The sequence below is a fragment of the Nostoc parmelioides FACHB-3921 genome (genome assembly GCF_014696625.1).
GTDB lineage: Bacteria > Cyanobacteriota > Cyanobacteriia > Cyanobacteriales > Nostocaceae > Trichormus > Trichormus parmelioides.
In genome coordinates, this window is record NZ_JACJQL010000019.1 from 82,215 (window position 1) to 98,720 (window position 16,506).

General features: G+C 43.1%; 13 protein-coding genes. 8 read left to right on the forward strand and 5 right to left on the reverse strand.

The genetic code is table 11. From position 1 onward, the window contains the following. The first annotated feature begins 74 nt into the window (after positions 1-74). The 4 genes from H6G14_RS14885 to urtE all read left to right on the forward strand — a co-directional run bounded on the left by H6G14_RS14885 (position 75) and on the right by urtE (position 3,893). Positions 75-1,235, forward strand: a complete 1,161-nt coding sequence (locus H6G14_RS14885) for an ABC transporter permease subunit (RefSeq protein ID WP_190568143.1) — start codon at positions 75-77, stop codon at positions 1,233-1,235. Between the two features lie 39 nt (positions 1,236-1,274). Next, entirely contained in the window at positions 1,275-2,393 is a 1,119-nt protein-coding gene (urtC, locus tag H6G14_RS14890) for an urea ABC transporter permease subunit UrtC (RefSeq protein WP_190568144.1), read from the forward strand. Next, entirely contained in the window at positions 2,368-3,108 is a 741-nt protein-coding gene (gene urtD / locus H6G14_RS14895) for an urea ABC transporter ATP-binding protein UrtD (RefSeq protein ID WP_190568145.1), read from the forward strand. The genes urtC and urtD overlap by 26 nt, the downstream gene beginning before the upstream one ends. 86 nt (positions 3,109-3,194) lie before the next feature. After that, the gene (gene urtE, locus H6G14_RS14900) at positions 3,195-3,893 is read left to right on the forward strand and encodes an urea ABC transporter ATP-binding subunit UrtE (RefSeq protein ID WP_190568146.1); all 699 of its coding nucleotides are present in this window, start codon (positions 3,195-3,197) and stop codon (positions 3,891-3,893) included. A 261-nt stretch (positions 3,894-4,154) separates the two neighbouring features. On the opposite strand, the gene H6G14_RS14905 is transcribed toward urtE, so the two are convergent. Then, positions 4,155-5,522: an aminopeptidase P family protein gene (locus H6G14_RS14905; RefSeq protein ID WP_190568147.1), complete on the reverse strand. Its 1,368-nt coding sequence runs from the start codon at positions 5,520-5,522 to the stop codon at positions 4,155-4,157. A 16-nt stretch (positions 5,523-5,538) separates the two neighbouring features. Then, complete coding sequence (locus H6G14_RS14910) at positions 5,539-5,760, reverse strand: hypothetical protein (RefSeq protein ID WP_190568148.1); 222 nt, start codon at positions 5,758-5,760, stop codon at positions 5,539-5,541. 123 nt (positions 5,761-5,883) lie between these two features. Between H6G14_RS14910 and H6G14_RS14915 the strand changes: the two genes are divergently transcribed. Together H6G14_RS14915 and H6G14_RS14920 are read left to right on the forward strand one after the other, a co-directional pair. Beyond that, positions 5,884-6,693, forward strand: a complete 810-nt coding sequence (locus H6G14_RS14915; RefSeq protein ID WP_190568149.1) for a PhzF family phenazine biosynthesis protein — start codon at positions 5,884-5,886, stop codon at positions 6,691-6,693. 461 nt (positions 6,694-7,154) lie between these two features. Continuing rightward, a complete protein-coding gene (locus H6G14_RS14920) occupies positions 7,155-7,538 on the forward strand; it encodes a protein tyrosine phosphatase family protein (RefSeq protein ID WP_190568150.1) in 384 nt (127 codons plus the stop codon). A 60-nt stretch (positions 7,539-7,598) separates the two neighbouring features. Here H6G14_RS14920 and H6G14_RS14925 read toward each other — a convergent pair whose 3' ends face one another. Both H6G14_RS14925 and H6G14_RS14930 read right to left on the reverse strand, forming a co-directional pair. Next, positions 7,599-8,807 (reverse strand): chromate efflux transporter, encoded by a 1,209-nt coding sequence (locus H6G14_RS14925; RefSeq protein ID WP_190568151.1) that lies wholly within the window; start codon positions 8,805-8,807, stop codon positions 7,599-7,601. A gap of 252 nt (positions 8,808-9,059) precedes the next feature. Further along, entirely contained in the window at positions 9,060-9,293 is a 234-nt protein-coding gene (locus tag H6G14_RS14930) for a Nif11-like leader peptide family natural product precursor (RefSeq protein WP_190568152.1), read from the reverse strand. 545 nt (positions 9,294-9,838) lie between these two features. Between H6G14_RS14930 and H6G14_RS14935 the strand changes: the two genes are divergently transcribed. After that, entirely contained in the window at positions 9,839-12,034 is a 2,196-nt protein-coding gene (locus tag H6G14_RS14935; RefSeq protein ID WP_190568153.1) for a lytic transglycosylase domain-containing protein, read from the forward strand. A 144-nt stretch (positions 12,035-12,178) separates the two neighbouring features. Here the strand turns inward: H6G14_RS14935 and metH are convergent, their stop codons facing one another. Beyond that, positions 12,179-15,715, reverse strand: coding sequence for a methionine synthase (gene metH / locus H6G14_RS14940; protein ID WP_190568154.1), 3,537 nt, complete (start codon positions 15,713-15,715; stop codon positions 12,179-12,181). 190 nt (positions 15,716-15,905) lie between these two features. Here metH and H6G14_RS14945 point away from each other — a divergent pair, with 190 nt between their 5' ends. Next, a complete protein-coding gene (locus tag H6G14_RS14945; RefSeq protein ID WP_190568155.1) occupies positions 15,906-16,292 on the forward strand; it encodes a four helix bundle protein in 387 nt (128 codons plus the stop codon). Positions 16,293-16,506: the final 214 nt, after the last annotated feature.

The window sequence follows — 16,506 nt, forward strand, 5'->3', positions numbered from 1 at the left end:
ATGTTGACTGTTGACTGTTGACTGTTGACTTTGTAATTTTTACAAAAAGCAAGCTTATATGCTGGTGAAAAAGAATGTTAACAGGTTTTTTGGATGCTGTATTTAATGGTATTAGCATCGGTTCTGTTTTATTAATTGCTGCCTTGGGATTAGCCATTATTTTTGGCTTGATGGGGGTGATTAATATGGCGCATGGCGAATTGATGATGTTTGGGGCTTATACAACTTTTGTTGTGCAGAATGGCTGTAAACAATTGGGCGGTTTTTGGTTTGAGATTTATATATTTCTGGCGTTAATTATCGCTTTCTTTTTCACTGCATTTATTGGATTAATTCTGGAAAGAGGTGTGATTCGTTACCTCTATGGAAGACCTCTAGAAACTTTGTTGGCAACTTGGGGCGTAAGTTTAATTTTCCAGCAGTTTGTCCGTAGTGTGAATTGGGTTTTAGTAATTGGCTTGGGCTTGTTTTCTCTGTTGTTTTTTGGGGGGTTATGGGTTTTAAATTCCCGCGCAAATTTAGAGAGAATTCGTAACTGGGTTGTGGCGGTGATTTTCTTGCTATCTTTGGGGGTAACAATCACCACGGGTAACTTATTGAGTCAAACTTATCAGCTAGCAGTAACTCAACCTTGGTTTGGGGCGCAAAATGTTGATGTAACTGCGCCTAGATGGTTACAAACTGGCGTATCTTTAGGTGGGGTACAATTACCATTCGCCAGGTTATTTATTATTGCTTTGACAATAATTTGTGTGGGGGGAATTTATCTATTTTTACAGCGTTCTAGCTGGGGATTAAGAATTCGGGCTGTGACACAAAACCGGAGTATGAGTGCTTGTTTGGGTATCCCCACCGAAAAAGTTGATGCAATTACCTTTGCTTTGGGTTCTGGTTTGGCGGGTGTGGCTGGGTGTGCGATTAGTTTGCTGGGTTCTGTGGGGCCAAATACCGGACAAAATTATATTATCGATACTTTCATGGTTGTGGTTGTTGGGGGTGTGGGTAACTTAGCCGGTACTATTGTCGCTGCTTTGGGAATTGGGACTGCTAACTTTTTAATTGGTTCTGGGACTATAGCTTTGTTATCAACTCCTGTTAAACCTCTAGCAGATTTCTTGACGTTTTTTGCTACCACAAGTATGGCGAAGGTGATGGTATTTGTGTTGATTATTTTATTTTTGCAGTGGAAGCCGGCGGGGATTTTTCCACAGAAGGGACGTAGTGTTGATGTTTAATTTTTTTAATCTCACGCAGAGACGCGGAGGGCGCAGAGAATGAAGCAGGGAGGACGGTTAATATTAATTGAGGTTGGGGTGGTGGTGGCGATCGCTCTCATTCTCATTTTAATTATGCCATTGGTGTTGTCAGAGTTTCGCTTGAATTTGTTGGGGCGATTTTTGTCACTGGCGATCGTGGCTTTGGGGATTGATTTGATTTGGGGTTACACTGGGTTACTAAGTTTGGGACATGGTATCTTTTTTGGTCTGGGTGGATATGCGATCGCTATGTACCTGAAATTGCAAATCCCAGAGGGTGAGTTACCTGATTTTATGGGATTGTATGGGGTGACGGAACTTCCTTGGTTTTGGCAACCTTTTTATTCTTTCCCCATAGCAGTAGCGGCTGTAGTGATAGTTCCAGGGTTGCTGGCGGGGTTATTAGGATATTTGGTATTTCGCAACCGGATTAAAGGCGTTTATTTTTCCATTCTCACCCAAGCAGCAATTATTGTATTTTTCAACTTTTTTAACGGTCAACAGCAATTTTTTAATGGAACAAATGGGCTAATAGATTTTACAACTTTGTTTGGTGCAACTGTCAGCGATGGGAAAACAAAATTTATTTTCTACACTCTCACCGTCTTGTTTCTCGCTGCTACCTATGGGATTTGTCGCTGGTTGACTAGTGGACGCTTTGGACGACTTTTAATTGCAATTCGAGACGATGAAAGTCGTGTAAGGTTCTCTGGCTATGACCCTACAGATTTTAAAACCTTAGTGTTTGCAGTTTCTGGTGCGATCGCTGGTATTGCAGGAGCATTTTACACCCTGCAAAGTGGTTCTGTCTCACCTAGAGCAATGGATATTGCTTTTTCCATTGAAATGGTGATTTGGGTAGCTGTAGGGGGACGCGCTACATTAATCGGGGCAGTTTTGGGAACTTTGTTAGTTAATTATGCCCGTGCTTTTTTGAGTGAACAATTTGCTGAAATATGGCTATTTTTCCAAGGTGCATTATTTTTAATTGTTGTGACCGTCCTTCCTGATGGCTTAGTAGGATGGTTGCGTAGTCAAAACATTCCTTTTCTCAAACGCCCTCAACAAATTTCTACATATCCCAGTTTGGAAGAAGACCCAGAAGTACAACATGAACGCCAAAATCTTGGAAACTGAAAACGTTACTGTGAGTTTTGATGGTTTTAAAGCTCTCAATCAACTCAATTTTAGTATGGATGTGGGGGAATTGCGAGTAGTAATTGGCCCTAATGGTGCAGGTAAAACTACATTTTTGGATGTGATTACAGGTAAAGTTCAACCGACGATAGGCAGAGTTTTATTTAAAGGAAAAAACCTGCGTTCTTTACGTGAACATCAAATTGCACGGCGGGGAATTGGGCGCAAATTCCAAACACCTAGAGTTTATCTCAACCTCACGCCACGGGAAAATTTAGAAATTACCAGTAATCTGAATAAAAACGTTTTTTCTACATTATTTGGGCGTTCTCAAACTACGGAAGAAAATAGTATTAAAGGTTTATTAGAAACTATTGGCTTAACTCCTAAAGCAGACATACCCGCAGCTTTGTTATCTCATGGAGAAAAGCAACGTTTAGAAATTGGAATGTTAGTTGGACAATCTCCAGATTTATTACTTGTGGATGAACCAGTTGCAGGTTTAACTGATGAAGAAACTTATAATATTGGCGAATTGCTTTTAACATTAGCGCAGAGTCATTCAATTCTAGTAATTGAACATGATATGGAATTTGTTCGGCAAATTGCCAAGAAGGTCACAGTTTTACATGAAGGTTCGGTACTCTGTGAAGGTAATTTTGAGGAAGTCCAAAATGACCCTCGTGTCGTTGAAGTTTATTTAGGACAACAATGAGGGGTGTGTGGAATTAAGACAACAGACGCGATTAATCATATATCTAACAATTGTACAGACGCGATTAATCGCGTCTCTGAACCAATATGCTAAATATTTCTAACCTTAATGTTTACTACGGCGAAAGCCATATTCTCCGCAATGTAGATTTAAGCGTACCAAATGGGCAGATGATCTGCCTAATTGGGCGCAATGGCGTAGGTAAAACAACCCTACTTAAAACTATTATGGGTTTACTCAAGCCCCGCAGTGGCACTATTAACTTAGCCGGGAATTTAATCAACTCCAAATCTCCAGACCAAAGGGCGAAAATGGGAATTGGTTATGTTCCCCAAGGACGAGATATTATTCCGCGTTTGACAGTCAAGGAAAATTTACTGCTGGGTTTGGAAGCTAGACAGAAACAGGTAAAAAAAGCCGAAATTCCGGAAGAAATTTTTAGCTTATTTCCGGTGTTGAAAACCATGTTGTCGCGGATGGGTGGTGATTTAAGCGGTGGACAACAGCAACAACTGGCGATCGCTCGTGCTTTAATGGGACAGCCCCAATTACTTGTCTTGGATGAACCCACTGAAGGGATTCAACCTTCAATTATCCTAGAAATTGAAGCAGCCGTCCGTCGCATTATTGAAACTACAGGTATTTCTGTTTTACTTGTAGAACAACACTTACATTTTGTTCGTCAGGCTGATTACTATTACGCTATGCAGAAAGGGGCTATTGTTGCATCTGGTTCTACTGATGAACTTAGTCAGGATGTGATTCAACGGTTTTTGGCGGTTTAATTCACGCAGAGGCGCGGAGACGCAGAGAGGATAAAGAGTTTGAAATTTCAGTACATCAAATTTCGGCGTTGCTGATTAGTGGGATGATTTTTGTCGGGCTTACGCCCCGCTTCGCTAACACGCAAAGACGCAAAGACGCAAAGACGCATTCGCCGCAAGGCGTTCCCGCAGGGTAGAATCGATGTTCTGCTTTGTACAAAAGTCTCAATTCATCCCGCATTTATGCAACGCCCAAATTTCATCCCCTGATTCAGCAACGCCTCAGGTTTTATTAACTAGATGTTCTATGGTGTCAGCGTCATTTGGCAAGGCGGCGGTGAGGACTTCGCTGCCTATGTCTGTAACTAAAACATCATCTTCAATGCGGATTCCTCGGATATCGGCGAATTGTGATAGGCGTTCCCAGTTGACTGTATATTGGTATCTTGAGCGAGTTTTTTCATCGTTTAAGATAGCGGGAACTTGGTAAAATCCGGGTTCAATTGTGACCAACATTCCTGTACGTAGGGGACGATTTAAACGCAGGTAGCCCAAGCCGAAGCGATCGCTCCTTTTCTTCCCTTCTTCATAGCCGGCTAAATCACCCAAATCTTCCATATCGTGGACATCCAAGCCCAAGAGATGGCCGATACCGTGGGGGAAAAATAAAGCATGGGCATCTTTTTCTACTAAATCTTCGGGATTACCTCGTAGAATGCCTAAATTTACCAAACCTTCGGCAATAACCCTAGCCCCTAGTAGATGGATCTCTGCATACTCTACACCGGGGCGGATGTTGGCAATGCAGGTATCATGGGCTGCCAACACTACATCATATATATCCCGTTGTGTGGGGGAAAATTGACCAGACGCAGGCCAGGTACGGGTGATATCAGCAGCCCAACCTAATTCTGTTTCGCCACCGACATCGGCTAGTAATAAATCTCCTGGTTGCAGAGGATGGTGATACTGTTCGTTATGTAAAACTTCGCCGTGAACTGTGACAATACTGTTATAAGAAGTAGTCATGTTGTGAGCCATGAAAACGCTTTCCATTGCGGCTCGAACTTCTGCTTCTATTTTGGCGTTGGCGGTGGCTGCCATGCCAGCTTTGTGGGCTGCTACACTCACAGTTGCCGCTTTGCGTAACTCAGCTAATGCGCCTGCGTCGTGGGTGAGGCGTAAGGTAACGATCGCTTTCGCTAATTCTAAATCAATTCCTTCTGGCTGACCTTGTGGTAAAACCCATCTGTTTAGTAGTTGGGATTGCTGCGTCCAAGTTGTGGCATCTTGGACGGCAATAGTGGCTGCACCTTCCAGGAATGGCGTTAATTCTGATAAGGGTTGAGCTGCATCCGCGCCAATAGTTTCAGCGATTTCCTCACGTTTGGGTGTTTCTCCATGCCATAGGGCGCTACCGGGTGCAGGATCATCGATAAATAATGTTAACTTACCTGCTTCTAGGTGAATTGCGGCGTTGGGTAGGGGTAAGCCAGCAAAATAGAGGAAGTGACTGCTAGCCCGGAAAGGAAAACGATTGGCGGGAAAGTTGCGCGCATTGCTGCCACCTGACCATAAAATGGCAGGAAAATCAATGAGGTGGGCTAATTTTTGACGGCGATCGCGCAAAGTATCAGCTAGAGAACCCATAATTAATTACCGCTATTTAATCGTTATCTTCTTTATCATTATCCTGGCTGTCATTTTCTGGCTCTTTATCATCATCATCTTTGTCATTTTCACTGTTTGGTACTTCAGGTTGTGCCGTTGGTGGTTGTATTTCTGTAGGATTGGATGGCAGCTTTTGTTCAGCATTACAACCGACCAAGCCCACAAAAATTAGACCTGTAATGATTTTGAGTTGCAAATTACGGCTCGCATCGAACATTGACTCAGGCTTTTGGAGATAGTTTACTAATTTCTAAGGTACTGCATTGCCCGTCATTCATGCTCAATAGAGCTTACCTTGTTAATTACGAATTATATTTTGAATTTTGAATTGTTAAACTCTATGGGACAAATCATTACTCAAGTAGATGCTTTCACGGATAAACCCTTCGGGGGAAATCCGGCGGCCGTCTGTGTTTTGCCTTCTCCTCAAGCAGACACCTGGATGCAGAATATAGCTCAGGAAATGAACTTATCGGAGACGGCTTTTTTAGTTAAACAAGATGATGGCTTCAATCTGCGGTGGTTCACGCCGACCGTGGAAGTACCGCTTTGTGGTCATGCAACCTTAGCCAGCGCTCATGTGTTGTGGTCAGAAGGGCATTTGTCACCCGATGAAATAGCCCGTTTTCATACGAAAAGTGGCTTACTGATTGCCAAGCGCCAAGGTGATTGGATTGAGTTAGATTTTCCTGTGAATCACTCACAACCAACAATCCCCCCTCCAGAATTGAGTCAGGCGTTGGGTGTATCGTTAAAATCAGTTGTGCAAAACTCTCTAGGCTATTTGGTAGAGGTGGAATCTGAGGATTTGGTGCGAAATCTACAGCCTAATTTCCAGCTACTCAAAACTTTAGCTGTGGCAGATGTGATAGTGACTAGCCAAACTCAGCCTGATTCCCCATACGATTTTGTTTCTCGGTTCTTTGCCCCAGGTTTAGGTATCAACGAAGATCCAGTCACAGGGGCGGCGCATTGCTGCTTGGCTAGTTACTGGCGCGATCGCCTGGGTAAGGATGAGTTTTTGGCTTATCAAGCCTCTAGCCGTGGTGGAGTGGTCAAGGTAAGTTACGGGGGAGGCGATCGTGTGTTTCTCGCCGGACAGGCGGTTACTGTTTTGAGGGGAGAGTTAACTAAGGGTGTAGGGGTCTGAGGGTATGGGGATGTGAGGAAATAATTGAGTTTTACTCTTTCCCCTATACCCTTCTCCAAACCCTTAGCCTTTCGTTTTCATGCGTCAGTCCTAATACTAAGTAAAAATTCTCACCATCTAATTCCAAAATCAGATAGGCTCCTCACAACTTCCTCAAATTTTTTTGATAGATTGTCAGTGTAAACAAGCCAATATTTGTGTAACAACTAATCAGGGAAGTTGGGCATTCCGCTATCATACAACTATAATCTGGCATTTTTAAATTCAATCTTATCTGCAAGTAAAATATTTTTAATCTCGTCAATAATCTGTACAATTACCAAATTTGTTAAACAATAGAAATACTTTTTATCCAGCGTAATTCTTAATTTATATTTGTCACATGAGCAATCTTAAACATCAAGGAAAAGGTTATGTTTTACAAAAATTACAGATAACTCACTATCAAGAAGGTGATGATAATGAATACTGTTAGAAAAATTAATAATGAGTTAGCGATCGCCGGACAAATTACACTCGATCAGTTCCACAAAATCACTGAAGATGGTTACAAATCAGTGCTGAACTTGCGATCGCCTGATGAAAAAGGATTGCTCGATAATGAACAAGATAAGCTTGAGTTCTTAGGACTACGCTATATTAATTTTCCTATGAAATTTGAAGAGATTAATAATCGAACTACACTACAAATATTACAAACAATTAATGAATTGCCAAAACCCCTCTTAATTCACTGTGATAATTCTATTCGCTCCTCAGTTATAGCACTTTTATATGTAGCTACCAAACAAGGTATCACATTTGAAAAAGCTTTAGAATTAAGTAGTAATTTAGGTTTGATATAGCAGCTATAGCTGTTGACTGCGACTGCTTGACAATCAACAATCAACATTTAAACGTAAGTCCTAAAATATATGTGAGACAAATCCGATCGCCCCTCCTGCTAGCACTAACCAGGCAGAATTGATTTTAAATCGGAAGACAGCGATCGCACTCACAATTGCCAAAATAATAGTTAGCCAATCCACTAGTGCGGCTTGTCCCAGTGTGTAAGTTACACCTGCCATTAATCCCAGGGAGGCTGCATTCACGCCATCGAGAAACCCACTAGCCCAGGAAGATTGACGCAATTTAGTCACCCAAGGGTTAACTACCCACACCAATATAAAAGCTGGTAAGAATATACCGATAGTACCAGCGATCGCCCCAGCGTTTCCCGCCAACAAGTATCCAATAAATGTGGCAGTAGTGAACACAGGCCCCGGTGTAAACTGTCCAATGGCTACCGCATCCAGAAGCTGCTGTGATGTCAGCCATTGGTTGCGTTCGACTAAATCCCGTTGCAAAAACGCCAGCAACACATAACCACTACCGTAAAGAACACAGCCAATCTTGAGAAAGAAGAGAAACACACTCACCCAAGTGACTGAGGTGATGGCTGCTGTTGTTGTCCCGACTTGAGCGAGAATACCTGAGAATGGCAGCAAAAAGGCTCCGGTGATCCGCCCCCGATTTTGCCAATTTTTCAGCACCATAACGGCGATACCTAGCGAAATTAGCAGCAAAATTTCATTCAATCCGGCAAAATAGGCGACTATAGCTACTATTCCGGCGATGCGTGTCGGTAAATCTTTGGCTGCTTTTTTACTCAGATTCCACACAGCTTGCAGCACGATCGCCATAATGACGGGTTTAATCCCATAGAGTAGCCATCCCACCTGCGGCACAGTTTGATAACGTGCATAAATGGCGGCTAATGTCCAAACAATGAGCATAGCAGGGAGAATAAAGCAACTACCCGCTACCAATAAACCACGCCACCCGCCTTGTTCGTAGCCTATGTGTATAGCTAATTCTGTTGAGTTGGGGCCGGGAATCAAATTTGTGATTCCCAACAAATCCAGCAGTTTCTCCCGACTCATCCAGCGACGGCGATTCACCACCTCATTATCCATCATGGCAATGTGAGCAGCCGGGCCACCAAAGGCGATCGCCCCCAGTCGCAAAAATACCACCGCTAATTCTATTAATCGCTGCTGTTGTTGTTTGGGAGTGAGAGCATGATAGGAAACCGCTTCCTGCTCTTGTTGAAAGTCCTCAGCTTCCTGTGCCACTATAATTATCCTGATTAATCAAGTTCACAGGATTAATATTATCAACCCAGATCAATCCCAGCTAAAGCAATTTTTAAAAGAATTTCTTAAATATAGTGCCGAGTTACCAGGCATAGGTTGGATTAAGCACACCGCAAAAATATTTGGTTTCGGGTTTCCTTGCCGAAGGAAATACCTGCACGTTACTGGCCATCCAACCTACAATTTTCTGCATGATTTTAGCTTTGCCATTTAATAGGTTCAGCTAAACATTTATCTAGGATGAATATGCCGTCTAGGCCCCCAGCCTGGATTGACAATAGTTGCTAACTCTTCTTCACTCAATTTACTAATTTCGTTCTCCAGTTCTTCAACAGTGAAGTCATAACCCCCTTCTTGAGCAATTTTAATAAAGGCTTCTGGATTATTTGTTGCTTTCAGTCTTTCTCTTAATGCTTGATTTTCCTTAACAGCTTTTAACAGTTCGGCAGCATTTTGCTGTGTCATAGTATTTATCTCCCATCTTAAATATCAGATTTTAAGTTAGAGCCAATATTATTGAAGGCTCAATCTATAATTTAGATGGTTGCATTATTTTTAATTATTCGTCTTGTACCGATAGAAATAAAAATGATGAATAATGCTGAGAAAAATATTGTTTTTGTGCTTTTATTATTTGCCTGCACGCAAATATAAATAAAAAATGTAATGACTGGATGATACTTTTAATCTAAGTCCAATACCATATCTAATACAGGTCTTAGGTATAATTTTGTTGAAAATATTCATGGATGCAATACTGAAACAATAAGTATTTATACATTGTGTTAATGTATTTAAAGATTATTCCTTTGTTTTAAAAGCTTCATTATTCATCAGGATAGATGAAACATAATTAAACTGGTAATGGAGGCACAATATTATCAAAAATAGTATCTACATTTTGTATGATTTTTCCTAGAATAAGAAATTTCCAATGAAAAGGTGATTACACTCTCGGCAACTAATGCTAGAGTTTCAGGAAATTCATCGGCACTGTTCAGCGAGTATCCATGCTGAAAAAACTACAAAAAAAGCAAATTTCTATAATCGCTGGTGCGGCACTGTTTGCCTTTTCAGCTGGGGCGATGGTGTCAGCACCGGAGATTGGTAAATCCTTGGGGCAATGGCTCAACATGACTCAAGGTCAGCCCAAAGATTTATCCGAGGGAAGTAGGGCGAAATCAGATGTATTTCCACTGATATCACAATCGCCGGTAGAACGAGCAGCCAAACTAGCAGAACTCTCGCAAAACTCGCGATCGCCAGATCGAGAAAGAGCGCGTTATCTGTTGGCGAGTGATTATATTGACACAAAACAAGGACAAAAAGCCCTGGAACTACTCACAGGCTTAGAGAAAAGCTATCCTGTCCTTGCACCCTACATCTTGCTGAAACAAGCACAAGCACAGGATTTATTAGGGGAAGATGGCAAAGCTTCTGACTTAAGACGACAAGTATTAAAACAGTATCCCAAGGAAGCGGCGGCGGTAAAAGCCATCTATCTGATTGCTCAACCAAAGCTACAGGATACAGCGATCGCCCAATTTCCTTCCCATCCCCTCACCTGGGAGATAATCAGGAAGCGCTTGTCAGAAAATCCCAATCAGCCGCAGTTGCAGCTCATCTTGGCTCAATATGCTTATACCCAGCCAGGGATAGTAGGGGTGTTAGACGAGCTAGGAAAACAGACAAATCTCCAACCCCAAGACTGGGAAGTGATTGGTACAGCCTACTGGGAGAACAATCAATTCCTCAAAGCGGCGAACGCTTACGCCAAAGCGCCAAAAACAGCCCGTAACCTCTACCGGACTGCACGGGGATGGCAAGTAGGCGGGAAAAATCGAGAACAAGCAATCTCTACCTATCAGCAACTAGTACAGCAATTTCCTGATGCACGGGAAACAGGACTAGGCTTGGTACGGTTGGCAGAAATGACTAAAACTAACAAAGATGCCTTACCCTATCTCAACCAAGTAATTGCTAAATTCCCCGAACAAGCAAGTCAGGCGTTGGTAAAAAAAGCCGAAATCCTCACAGCCCTTAAGGATGAAAAAGCAGCCCAACAAACTTGGCAACAACTCATTACCAAGTATGCCAAATCCGATGAAGCCGCCGAATATCGTTGGAAAATCGCTCTAGAGAAAGCCAAAGCCAGAGATTACACCAGCGCTTGGAAATGGGCGCAACCGATTGTCATCAACAACCCTAATAGTATTTTGGCTCCCAGGGCGGGTTTTTGGTTAGGTAAATGGGCAGCAGCCGTAGGCAAACAACAGGAAGCTCAAACTGCCTATGAGTACGTGATTAGCCAGTTTCCTTACTCTTATTATGCCTGGCGATCGGCAAACCTCTTGGGGTTGAATGTCGGCAACTTTGATAACGTCCGTCAACTCACCCCAGAAGTAGTTCCCTATCAGCGCCCCATACCTCCCACTGGTTCCCCGTCCTTCCAAGAATTGTATTTACTTGGTCAAGATCGTGATGCGTGGCTGCAATGGGAGACAGAATATCTCAATAAACAGGAACCCACAGTAGCAGAACAATTCACCGAAGGCTTGATGCGGTTAGCTAGGGGTGAATATCTGTCAGGAATTAACCTGATTTCTAAATTAGAAGATAGGGAAACACCAGAAGAACAAGCTGAATATCAGGCCTTAAGTAAACAGATTACCTACTGGCAAGCCCGTTACCCATTTCCCTACTTGAAAGAAATTGAAAAATGGTCATCTGAGCGAGAACTTAATCCCTTGCTAGTTACCGCCTTAATGCGTCAAGAATCGCGGTTTGAAGCGAAAATCAAATCCGTTGTCGGCGCGACTGGCTTAATGCAGGTAATGCCCGATACAGCTAAGTGGATAGCATCAAAAATTCCCTTAGATATCAAAACCATTAATTTAGAAAATCCCAATGACAACGTGATGCTAGGGACATGGTATTTAGATTACACCCATGAGCGGTATGGCAATAATTCTATGTTAGCGATCGCTAGTTACAATGCTGGCCCAGGTAACGTCGCCCGATGGTTGAAAACTCTACCTAACCAAGACCCAGATGAGTTTGTTGAAGCCATCCCCTTTAATGAAACTAGGGATTATGTCCGCCAGGTATTTGGTAACTATTGGAATTATCTGCGACTATATAATCCTGAGATTGCCAGCATCGTCGCTAAATATTCCGCCGAACAACCGAAATTGCCAGAAAATTAGGGAGTTGGGGACGAGGAATTTTATTGTTGTTGACGGTTGACGGTTGACGGTTAACTGTCAACCGTCAACAAATTACACCAATTTGAAAAAAGAGTGCGACAAATAAACCATTTGTAGAGACGCGATTCATCGCGTCTTCTTCACCTACGCCGTAAAGTACTTAGCTACTGGGTGATAGGTAATAATCGCCGTTGTAGACTGTTCTGGATAAAGTTGCTCACTTTCATCCATGTATAAGTTAATTCGGCTAGTCTCCAACAAATCCAGCTGCTTAAACTGGTCTTGAATATTCGGACAAGCCGGGTAGCCAAAACTATACCGGGAACCCTGATAGCGTTGTGCCAAAATATCCCGGATATTGTCCGGTTCTTTAGCACCGAACCCTAACTCACGGCGGATTCTGGCGTGTGTCCACTCAGCCAAGGCTTCTGCTACTTGCACCGCTAAACCGTGGAAATAAAGATAATCAGTGTACTGATTATTTGCAAACAGTTTTTGGGCGAACTCTGTAGCAATATCTCCTACAGTCACCGCCTGCATGGGGAAGACATCGATAATTCCCGAATCTTTTGGTGCAAAAAAATCGGCAATACATAATCTTTTTGATGACTTTTGTCGGGGAAATTCAAACTGAGTGATTTCTTTGGCATTTGGGCTGTTTGTTTCGTAAACATACAAAGTATTACCCCCAGATTGACAAGGAAAATACCCGTAAATTACCTGGGGATGTAACAGGTTTTCTGCAACGATGCGTTGTTTCCAAGTTTCTAAAATTGGATACACTTTCTCATGCAGAAAGGCTTGATATTCTTCCTTTGATTGTTCCTTGGGTTTGCGGAATTGCCATTGTCCCGCAACTAAGGCTTGTAAATCCATGTGCCAGAATATTTCTTCTAGGGAAATATCGCTAGGCTGTAATAATTGGGTTCCCCAGAATGGCGGTGTGGGACGAGGGATATCTATGGCTACGGCTTCGGAACGTCTGGTGTCTATGGGGACTGGGGTCTGGGGATTGGGGTCTGGGGATTTTTCTTTAGTGACTGCTGATTGGGGATTAGTCGTTTCTATTTCCTCAGTTTCTACTTCATCCAAGAATCCTAAGAAATTGTCCCATTTGCCAGTGGCTTTGGCTGGCATTAATTTATCCATGAAATGCAGGTCAGAGAAAGCATCTTTGCCGTAGATGACTTTACCTTTGTAGGTGTTTTGGCAATCTTTATGGACGAATTTCGGGGTTAATGCCGCACCGCCTAAAATTACAGGAACATTAATGCCTTTTTCGTTGAAAACCTCCAAATTCTCTTTCATGAATGCGGTGGATTTCACCAACAAGCCACTCATAGCAATACAATCAGCTTTGTGTTGGTTGTAAGCTTCGATGATATTTTCCACCGGCTGTTTAATTCCCAGGTTAATTACCTTGTAGCCGTTGTTGGACAAGATAATGTCTACTAAGTTTTTACCAATGTCGTGAACATCACCTTTCACGGTGGCAATAATTACTTTACCTTTGGCATTGTTGCCACTTTCCGATTTTTCCATGAACGGTTCTAGGTAAGCTACCGCCGCTTTCATGGTTTCGGCTGACTGTAAAACGAAAGGTAGCTGCATTTGTCCTGAACCGAACAACTCCCCGACCACTTTCATCCCATCTAGTAGGAAAGTGTTGATAATTTCCAGGGGTGGATATTGTTCTAAGGCTTTTGTCAGTTGGGCTTCTAAACCAATGCGTTCGCCGTCGATAATGTGACGCTTGAGGCGTTCTTCGATGGGTAAGCTTTCATCAACGCCTTTGTTACGTTTGGTGGTGACTCCCTCAAATAATTTGGTTAGTTCTGTTAAGGGGTCGTAGATGCAGACATCACCGTCAAATTGGCGCTGGTCATAAATTAACTGGCGACAGACTTCTTGATGACGGTCTTCAATCTTCGAGAGTGGTAGAATCTTGCTAGCACTGACGATCGCCGCATCCATACCAGCTGCCATTGCTTCATGGAGAAACACGGAGTTTAAAACCATCCGGGAAGCTGGACTCAAGCCAAAGGATATATTGGACACCCCTAAAATAACGTGACAACCTGGCAATTGCTGACGGATACGGCTAATTGATTCAATTGTCGCCTTGCCATTTTCCCGGTCTTCCTCAATCCCGGTCGAAATTGGTAGCGCTAAGGTATCAAAGAATATTTCTGTGGGGGGAATCCCATATTCTACCGCCTGACGATAGGCACGTTGGGCAATTTGAAACTTTTTCTCGGCTGTCCGCGCCATCCCTTCTTCGTCAATTGTACCAATGACAACACCAGCACCGTATTTCTTCGCCAATTCCAACACTTTCAAGAAGCGTGGTTCCCCATCTTCGTAGTTGGTGGAGTTCAGCAAACACTTACCACCAGCGACTTTCAATCCCGCCTCCATCTTTTCCCATTCGGTGGAGTCAAGCATTAAGGGGAGTGTGACATTATTCACAATGCGGGAAACTAGTTCGTGCATATCCCGCACACCGTCCCGTCCCACATAATCCACGTTGACATCAAGGATATGTGCGCCTTCCTTGACTTGTGACCTAGCCATTGATACCAATCCGTCCCAATCTTCCGCATTCAGCAAATCGCGGCATTTTTTGGAACCACTGGCGTTGAGGCGTTCACCCACAATCAAGAAAGAATTATCTTGTTCGTAAGGTTGAGTACTATATATTGATGCAGCCGCAGGTTCTAAACTCGGTTTTCTTACCTTTGGCTTTAAGTCTTTAGCGATTTGGGCTAATTGTTGAATGTGTTCTGGACGTGTCCCACAGCAACCCCCGATCACTTGGACACCCAAATCTTCAACAAAGTGCATTAACGCCATGCGTAATTCTATTGGTGTTAAGCGGTAGTGTGCTTGACCACCAACGTTTTCCGGTAAACCCGCGTTAGGAATACAAGAAACCACAAAGGGCGAATGTTCCGCCAAATATTTAATATGTGGTTTCATCAAGTCTGGGCCTGTGGCGCAGTTCAGACCGAGAATATCAATTGGGAAAGGTTCTAAAATTGTGAGGACAGCGTTGATTTCCGAGCCGACCAACATTGTCCCCATACTTTCCATCGTCACAGACACCATCAAGGGTATGCGTTCCCCTCTCTTGGCAAAGACTTCTTCAATTCCATTCAGCGCCGCTTTGATTTGCAGCACATCTTGGCAAGTCTCCACCAAAAGTAAATCCACGCCACCATCTAACAGCGCTTCTGCTTGTTCAGCAAAGCAAGTTTTGAGAGTGTCAAAGTCGATATGTCCCAAGGTGGGTAGTTTAGTTGTGGGGCCGATAGAACCGGCGACAAACCGGGGTTTATCTGGGGTGGAAAATTCCGCCGCTACACTTTTCGCCAGTTCGGCGGCTTTCTTGTTCAGGTAATATGTTTGGTCTGCTAAATCATATTCCGCCAAAACAATTGATGTCGCGCCGAAAGTATCGGTTTCAATAACATCTGCACCCACAGCGAGAAAGTCGCGGTGAACCTTGGCGACAGCTTCGGGTTTGGTGTGGACTAGGTATTCGTTACAACCTTCATACTGCACACCGCCGAAATCCTCAGCCGTGAGGTTTTGGGTTTGTAGATTAGTTCCCATTGCACCGTCGAAGACGATAACCGGAAGTTCCGGACTGTGCAGGCGTTTCAGGAAAGGATGAGTCATATTTTCCTAGAGGAAATGAGGAAATCAAGTGAGTCTTGCGATACTCGACTTACATATATTATTTTCCATAATTGCGAGAATTTCGTATGCTGAGTATTGGCGTTGGCGCGGGAGCAACGCGAAAAAGTGAGATCATGGTGAAGAGAGCAGGGGAGGCAGGGGAAGTAGGGGAGGCAGGGGAGGTAAAACAATGAATAAAGAAGCAATCAAAGATCATAAAGATTTGGGAATTTATAAAATTGCCTTTGAAGCGGCAATGAAAATTTTTGAGTTATCAAAGAAATTCCCTGTGGAGGAGAGATATTCGTTAACTGATCAAATTCGTAGATCCTCACGATCTGTTTGTGCCAATTTAGCTGAGGCATGGAGAAAAAGGCGTTATAAAGCTGCTTTTATCGCTAAATTAAATGATTGTGAGGCTGAAGCAGCAGAAACCCAAACTTGGATTGAATTTGCTGTCAAATGCAACTACATGAATGTAGAAGTAGGACGAGAAGTTTATGCAAATTACAACCAAGTTTTATCCGGTTTGGTAAATATGATTAATAATCCATCACCTTGGTTGAGAAATTACTAATCCCCCCTTGCATCCCCTGCATCCCCTGCTCCTTTTCCTCTTGTTGACAACTCCCGACTGATATGCACAACGCAGTAAATGAGAACAAGAAACACTTAACCCCAGATGGACGCAGATAAATTGGCACGCCAGCAGACTAGAAAACACTATAAACGTGATTTTGGTGTTGCAAAATTAAAGTAGTTGTAGCCAACGATAGACAACACTCATAGGA

Coding starts and splice junctions, on each gene's coding strand:
- H6G14_RS14915 (WP_190568149.1), top strand. CDS start 5,884: ATGGGACAAATCATTACTCAAGTAGATGCTTTCACGGATAAACCCTTC.
- H6G14_RS14905 (WP_190568147.1), bottom strand. CDS start 5,522: ATGGGTTCTCTAGCTGATACTTTGCGCGATCGCCGTCAAAAATTAGCC.
- urtD (WP_190568145.1), top strand. CDS start 2,368: ATGAACGCCAAAATCTTGGAAACTGAAAACGTTACTGTGAGTTTTGAT.
- urtE (WP_190568146.1), top strand. CDS start 3,195: ATGCTAAATATTTCTAACCTTAATGTTTACTACGGCGAAAGCCATATT.
- H6G14_RS14935 (WP_190568153.1), top strand. CDS start 9,839: ATGCTGAAAAAACTACAAAAAAAGCAAATTTCTATAATCGCTGGTGCG.
- metH (WP_190568154.1), bottom strand. CDS start 15,715: ATGACTCATCCTTTCCTGAAACGCCTGCACAGTCCGGAACTTCCGGTT.
- H6G14_RS14910 (WP_190568148.1), bottom strand. CDS start 5,760: ATGTTCGATGCGAGCCGTAATTTGCAACTCAAAATCATTACAGGTCTA.
- urtC (WP_190568144.1), top strand. CDS start 1,275: ATGAAGCAGGGAGGACGGTTAATATTAATTGAGGTTGGGGTGGTGGTG.
- H6G14_RS14885 (WP_190568143.1), top strand. CDS start 75: ATGTTAACAGGTTTTTTGGATGCTGTATTTAATGGTATTAGCATCGGT.
- H6G14_RS14945 (WP_190568155.1), top strand. CDS start 15,906: ATGAATAAAGAAGCAATCAAAGATCATAAAGATTTGGGAATTTATAAA.
- H6G14_RS14920 (WP_190568150.1), top strand. CDS start 7,155: ATGAATACTGTTAGAAAAATTAATAATGAGTTAGCGATCGCCGGACAA.
- H6G14_RS14930 (WP_190568152.1), bottom strand. CDS start 9,293: ATGACACAGCAAAATGCTGCCGAACTGTTAAAAGCTGTTAAGGAAAAT.